At 65.7% G+C, this 6,492-nt stretch carries 6 protein-coding genes; 1 reads left to right on the top strand and 5 read right to left on the bottom strand.

Annotation, left to right across the window (positions count from 1 at the left end; all coding sequences use genetic code 11):
• Nucleotides 1–397: 397 nt before the first annotated feature.
• The gene (locus tag Q1L59_RS13750; RefSeq protein WP_300333154.1) at nt 398–757 is read right to left on the bottom strand and encodes a hypothetical protein; all 360 of its coding nucleotides are present in this window, start codon (nt 755–757) and stop codon (nt 398–400) included.
• Between the two features lie 897 nt (nt 758–1,654).
• On the opposite strand from Q1L59_RS13750, the gene Q1L59_RS13745 reads away from it, so the two are divergent.
• A complete protein-coding gene (locus Q1L59_RS13745) occupies nt 1,655–1,783 on the top strand; it encodes a hypothetical protein (RefSeq protein WP_300333152.1) in 129 nt (42 codons plus the stop codon).
• Between the two features lie 165 nt (nt 1,784–1,948).
• Here Q1L59_RS13745 and Q1L59_RS13740 read toward each other — a convergent pair whose 3' ends face one another.
• The 4 genes from Q1L59_RS13740 to Q1L59_RS13725 are packed head-to-tail and all read right to left on the bottom strand — an operon-like array spanning nt 1,949 to nt 6,415.
• On the bottom strand, nt 1,949–2,872 hold the full coding sequence (locus Q1L59_RS13740) for an alpha/beta fold hydrolase (RefSeq protein ID WP_300333149.1): 924 nt from the start codon (nt 2,870–2,872) through the stop codon (nt 1,949–1,951).
• A gap of 14 nt (nt 2,873–2,886) precedes the next feature.
• Nucleotides 2,887–4,497 carry a GMC family oxidoreductase gene (locus Q1L59_RS13735; RefSeq protein WP_300333146.1) on the bottom strand — a complete coding sequence of 537 codons (1,611 nt, stop codon included), beginning with the start codon at nt 4,495–4,497 and terminating at the stop codon, nt 2,887–2,889.
• Entirely contained in the window at nt 4,497–5,000 is a 504-nt protein-coding gene (locus tag Q1L59_RS13730) for a hypothetical protein (protein ID WP_300333144.1), read from the bottom strand. The genes Q1L59_RS13735 and Q1L59_RS13730 overlap by 1 nt, the downstream gene beginning before the upstream one ends.
• Nucleotides 4,997–6,415, bottom strand: a complete 1,419-nt coding sequence (locus Q1L59_RS13725; protein ID WP_300333142.1) for a coniferyl aldehyde dehydrogenase — start codon at nt 6,413–6,415, stop codon at nt 4,997–4,999. The genes Q1L59_RS13730 and Q1L59_RS13725 overlap by 4 nt, the downstream gene beginning before the upstream one ends.
• Nucleotides 6,416–6,492: the final 77 nt, after the last annotated feature.

Raw genomic sequence — 6,492 nt, 5'->3', positions numbered from 1 at the left:
ACTCCTTCGCAACGTGAGGTGCCAAATTATGCCAGGAGCAACCTCTCGCCTGGTCAAATAACGTGCCACATCGAATTCCTGAGCTCTGCCTCAATACCCCGCCGAGATCCGGAAATCTGAAATGATTACGAGCGGTTCGCCCACCTCGTGTTTGAGCACCACGGCCGCCAGCGCGCTCGAAACGTCGGACCGGAGAGAGAAAGGGCGTCGCCAGATCCAGATCCGCCAAGGTCTTGTCGCTCTTCAGCGCCGCTCGTGCCACAGCGCCTTGCGGACCGGCATCTGCTTCCTGCTCGTCCTTCTCGTCAAGCGCTCGCTCCTGTTGGAGTTGCTTCCGCAGGCGTACGATCGGGGCTACCACTCATCCTGCTGCCCAATGATCCGGAGCCTGCTCGCCTTATACGTAGCCAAGAGTCTGAAAGCTGTGAAGACTTGCCGCAGTCAGTGCGCGCAGCTCCGCGAACAGAACATTGTCGATGTGAGTAAAGTTGAAGCAGGACTTGCCCTGCATCCTGCGGCGCAGCGCGGGCGAGACTCCGGCCAAGAGCCCTGGGGTGACGTACACCGGCATCAAGTGGTAGCTGACGTACGACTTCTTCAGCATGACAGCGCCAAAGCACATCGGCTTCCTGCTCTTCTGGACGAATTTCGTATTCAGAACCAGGCTGGATTCGTCGTCTTGTGCAGTCGCGAGCCTGGCCGCGTAGGGCGCCATCACCGACTTCAGCTCTTCGAAGACGGGTCGGAGTTCGGGCATGGTCTGAGTCCCTCGGTTCGTGCAGGCGCGGAGTGCGTGGCTGCACCGTCTGATCAGGACAGGCAAGAGCCTCGCAGCGCCCCGTCCCACGGCAGCCGACGAAGCGCTCACTGATCGGCCGGTTCGATGAAGCATACTCCTACCGGGGGTAGAAGGCGCGCTAGTCCTGTTTCCTCGAAGAAGCGCGAGGGGAAACAATCAGCAGGGCCGGCTGGTGCGACACCCACCATCGGCCGTGTGCCGACCTTCCACGCTGCGCCGACGGATATGGCCCGTTTGTGCAGCTCCCGATAGCCTGCTCGGCCCCATTTCTGTCGATTGTTTCCCGAAGTGGCAGCGTAACCTGCGTCGGCCGCACTGGTCGAGATCGTGTAGCGTGCTCAGCACCTCCGTGCTGCGCATGCGCGCTTTCCAACCCGGCCGCCTTTCTCTAGGCGCTCCGACCAGGGCGACCCCGCGAGTGCCACTTGTCCGATGCGTCAGTTCCCGCATGTTGTCCTTGCGCTTGTCGTGCGCCTTGTCGGCCACCTTGAGCCGAGCACCGTAGCGGCTGATTGGGATAGGGACGGTCAGTTGTCCTGAGCCCCCCTCCCACACCACCCGGCATGCGGGTCCGCAGCGGGCGGTTCGAGTAGTTGAGGTCAGGAGAGTCGGGGAACGCCGACTCGGTCGAGGTGGGCCATGGGCATTGGCCTGTCCGACTCAAGCCGCCTGTTGTGCTACCAACGGTGGCATTACTCGCCACCCGCGCCGCCTGGTCTGAACGGGCTCGCCAGGCCCGTCTATCTCGGTGGAATCTCGCCCGCGTCGCCAACAATGCTTGAGCTGCAAAGCGCGCAGGCAGGGTCGCCATGCGTCCAAGCTGCGAAGGACTCCGGGGGTCTGCGCCAATTGGAAATGCGCTTTGCAATCGGGAATGTAACGCCGCAGCTCTGGCGCGACTTCGTCGAGGCTGCGTCGGCACGTGCGCCGAGCAATTTGCCGAATGCGCTGCTTGACGGTGTCGCTGGCCTGCGCAGCGACTGACCGCTTGACGCCATCCACCACGCGCCAAAGGCGGGCCAAGCACGGCGCCGCCGCTGCGAGGGCTTCCCCGGCGATCGCGCAAGCCGCCAAAGAGCCGATCGATCGCCAGGCGGCGCCCACTCTTGCAGGGCCAGCCGCTCTCCGTACGCTGGCGTCGCAGCGCGACTAGCCTGGTCGGTCGTCGCACACGGTCTGCTCCAGCCCCTGCTGCAAGGCGAGCCAGACGCGCGGCGAATAAAGCATCGCCAGATGCCCCAGGCCGGCGATTTCCTCATGCTTGCCTAGGGGAAGGCGGAGCAGGTGTTGCGGAGTGACGAACTCGTCGTGCGGGCTGTAGATGACCAAGGGGCCAACCTTGGCCGGCGGCCAGGCTAATGATTCCAGCCAGCGGCTACCGGGGCGCATCTGGCGGCCGTTCTCGCCAAGACCGAGCTCGGCAAGCCGGCTACCCTGATGCGGCGTGCCGAGCGTAATCAGGCGTTTGACACGCGCATCGCCAAAGCGCTGCAGGTACGCGCGGGCGACCAGGCCGCCCATGCTGTGCCCGACAAGGACAAGTTGGCTGGCGCCCGTTTCGTCGAGCACGGCGTCGATGCGGTGCGCCAGCGGCTCGACGTAGGAGTCGATCGCGGCGTAGACCGGCTCGAGGGTGATCGTCGCGACGGTCCAGCCGGCCGTCTCCAGACGTCGCCGCAGCCACCACCAGGAAGCGCGCGAGCAGCAGTAGCCATGCACGAGCAGCACCGGCGTACGTCGCTGCGGGTCGCCCTGAGGCGCCGCCCGGCGCAAACGATCGGGCGCCATCCACCATCTTTCAAGGGGAAAGATGACGACGAAAGTCAGCACGTGCGCCGCGTATTCGGCAAGCACCATGCGCAGCCGCTGGCCCAGCGAAAGGTGGGGGACCGCAACCGACCAGCGGCGGGCAAGCGCATAGATCACGCCGATCAGCAGCGCGCGCAGGACGAGCACGCCAGCCAACGCGAACGCTCCCGCGGTTGCCGGCGAAGCGTCGAAGCCATGAACCGCCAGCCCGACGAAGAAGGCGACTTCCAGCAGCAGGGCAAGAGCGAGTGAGCGCGCGAGCATCAATACAGACTCCGTCAGGGAATCAGCGGTGGCGGGCGACCGAGCAGATCGGCCGCAAGCAGGCTGGCGTTGCGCGCCGTCAGGCCGTAGATCGAAAGCTGCGGGTTCACGCCCAGACTCGTCGGAAACACCGATCCGTCATGCACCGACAGGTTTTCCAGCCAGAAGTGCCGCCCACGATGATCGACGACACCGCGCTGCGCGCCGTCGGCCATGGCACAGCCACCCATCACATGCGCACTGACGACACGGCAGACGAACGGCTTCAACGGCAGCTCGGCAATTCCCTTTCGGGCTTCCGGCCAGCTCGTGTAACCGGGCGCCGCCTCATGCACTGGGCTAACCCAGCGTGCGCCGGCGGCAAACTGAATTTCCGCCATGGCCAGCAGAGCGCGTCTGGCCGCTTCCCAGATGGTCTCGCCGAGCGGGTAATCGAGCACCGGCAGACCGTCGCTGCCGAGGCGAACCTGTCCGCCACGGCTTTCTGGATGAAACCCGTCGCGTAACAGGGCGAGTAGCACATTCGCGTGGGTGAATTCGCGCATCAGGCGCACATGCGCTTCGCCAAAGCCGTGCAGCGTCGTCGCATAGAGCACCGGATGAAGCGGCGCTGCCTCGAGCTTGAAGCCGAGCGGGCCGTCGATCGGCGCCTGGTGCAGGAAATGATCCGAGTAGATCGACTGCGGCGCTCCCGCGTACGCGTCGACGCGATCCGGCATCAGCGCCGCGGAGATGACTACCGGATGAAGGAAGGTCCGGCTGCCGAGCAGCCGCTGCGGGTCGGGAACACCGCTGCGCAGGAGCAATGCCGGACTGCCAATGGCGCCCGCCGCAACGACGAAATGGCGGGCACGCAGTTGCACACGCCGGCCCGACGGGCGAATGCCGTCGGCCTGCAAGGCAAGACACTCGAGCGCGCTGATCCGGTTGCCGACAAAGCGCAGACGTTCGGCGCGCAAACGCGTACACAAGGTCGCGCCGCGCGCCAGCGCGGCCGGGATCGTCGTCAACAGCATCGACTGCTTGGCGTTGGTCGGGCACCCCATGCCGCAATAGCCAAGATTCCAGCACCCCTTGACGTTGCGCCGAATGCTGCCGGTAGCGATGCCGAGCTGCTCGCTGCCTGCCGCCAGCACTCGGTTATTCGGGTTCGGCGGCGTTTCCCAGGCACGCACCGAGAGCTTGCTCTCCATCACGGCAAACCACGAACTCATCGCCGTGCTGCTCAGTTGGCGCAGCCCGAAGCGGCGCTGCCAGTAGTCGAACACTTCCGGCGGCGTGCGGAAACTGCTCGTCCAGTTGACCGTCGTCGACCCGCCAACGCAGCGCCCTTGCAGGATGTTGATGGCCTTGTCGCTCGTCTTGCGCGCCGCCGATTCCTGGTACAACTCGGGGTAGGCGTCCGCTTCGCGCATCTTGAAGTCGGCCGACGAACGTAGCGGGCCTTCCTCGACGAGGACGACGCGCAAGCCGGCGGCGCTCAACAGGTCGGCCGTCACCCCCCCGCCGGCACCGCTGCCGACGATAACGACATCGGCTTCGAGGGTCGTCAGGTTGCGCGTCAGCAGCGAAGCGTCGAGGTGCCGCCAGCCGCCGGCCAACCCGCTCCGGATCGGATCGTTCATCAGAAATACCCACGCGGAGGACCAGGATAGCCAATCGCCTCCCAGGTGTCCGGATGCGCGTACCAGGCACCAAAAGTCAGGTCGTGCAGCGCGGCATAGGCGCTCTGCAACAGACTCAGCCGGCTCGTCCGCCAGGACTGCAGAAACTCGGCCACCTCGGCGACGCTGGCTGAGCGCCACGACTTGCCGACGCCGATGATGATCATCCGTCCGGGCGCCAGAACCATCAGCGAAAACAGCTCGCCGAGTTCCTTCTGCGTCGCCAGGGCGAGGCCGGCAATCTCCGTGCCGATCGCATCGACGGTCTGCTCGACGAGGCGCCGCCGCGCCTCGCGCTCGCTGGGTAGCGCTCCGTCGAGTAGCGCATTGGCGATCGCCGCGAGCATCTCGCGTTCGCCGACGGCAAAAGGACGTGCCCCGGCAGCGTTCAGCCAGCCGCAGAACGAGAGCAGCAGCCCACCGGCCAGGCCGGTGCGCACGAACTGACGACGCGCGCCGTTCATCGCAGCAGCAGCCCGGTCAGGCGCGCAAACAGCTTGCCGTAGGGCGGCTTGAACAAGCCGACAGCGGACAGTCTGGACTGGCGAAAGACCGCCTTGCGAACCGAAAACGTCTCGAATCCGGCAAAGCCGTGATAGCAGCCCATACCGCTCGGGCCAACGCCACCGAAGGGAAGATCGTCCTGCGCGATGTGCAGAATCGTGTCGTTCACCGTCACTCCGCCGGAAACCGTCTGGTCGAGGACGCGTGCGATGCGTGCGCGGTCGTTGTCGAAGTAGTAGAGCGCCAGCGGCCGCGGCCGCTGGTTCACGAAGGCGATCGCCTGATCCATGTCCGCGTAAGGCAGCAGCGGCAGCAAGGGTCCGAAGATTTCCTCACGCATGATGCGCAGATCGGCGGGCAGATCAAGCAGCGCAACAGGTGGCAGACGGCGGCTCGCCGCATCGGCGCTGGCACCGGGCGCCAGATCGACGACTTGTGCGCCGGCCGCCCGTGCCTCGGCGAGATACCCGACCAGGCGATCGTATTGGCGCCGGTCGACGATCGTCGAGTAGTCGGCGCTGCGCCCGATATCCGGATAGCATCGGGCGAGCACTTGCCGGGCGTGGGCAATGAACGCCTGTTCGCTGCCCGCCGGCAGCAAAACATAGTCGGGTGCGATGCACGTCTGCCCAGCATTCAGACACTTGCCGATGACGATACGCTCGACGGCGTGGGCAAAACTGGCGCCGTCGGCTGAACCAGGGCCGATGATGGCGGGCGACTTGCCACCGAGTTCGAGCGTCACCGGCGTCAGGTTCTCGGCCGCGGCACGCATCACGTGACGGCCCACCGGGGTCGACCCGGTAAACAACAGGTGGTCGAAAGGAAGCCGGGCAAACTCCTGCGCGACGCCGACATCGCCTTCAACGACCGACACTTCGTCGTCGGCAAAATGCCTGGCGACGAGGCCGGCGAGGAGCGCCGAGGTCGCCGGGGTATACTCCGACATCTTGATCAGCACCCGGTTGCCTGCCGCAAGCGCCGACGCGAGCGGTGCAGCAGCGAGAAAGACCGGGTAGTTCCAGGGCACGATGATCCCCACCGCGCCCAGCGGCTGATAGCGCACCTCGGCCCGCGCCGGCTGGAACCAGAGGGAAACCGCACGCGCCTCGGGACGCATCCAGCGCGCCAGGTGGCGCCGGGCATGGCGGATGGCTTCGTGACTTGGAAACAGTTCGAGCAAGCGCGTCTCAGCCGGCGAGCGATGGCCGAAATCGCGCCGCACGGCGTCGGCGATTGCCGCTTCATTGTCGAGCAGCAGCCGATCGAGCGTGTGCAGGCGGCGCTCGCGCAACTCTCGCGGCGGGTTCGGATCGAGCCGCGCCGCCGCGTGCAAGTGGGTGAACCGGTCAAGCAGCGAATCGGAGTGCGACATGCGCATTTCCTCTCTATCTGGGTGAGCACCGGAAGTGTATGCCGAGCTGCGTACTGCTGTTAGGCTCGCGGCTCTAA

It is taken from the genome of Accumulibacter sp. (assembly GCF_029255125.1).
Lineage (GTDB): Bacteria > Pseudomonadota > Gammaproteobacteria > Burkholderiales > Rhodocyclaceae > Accumulibacter.
This window is presented reverse-complemented; position numbering and strand designations above follow the sequence as displayed.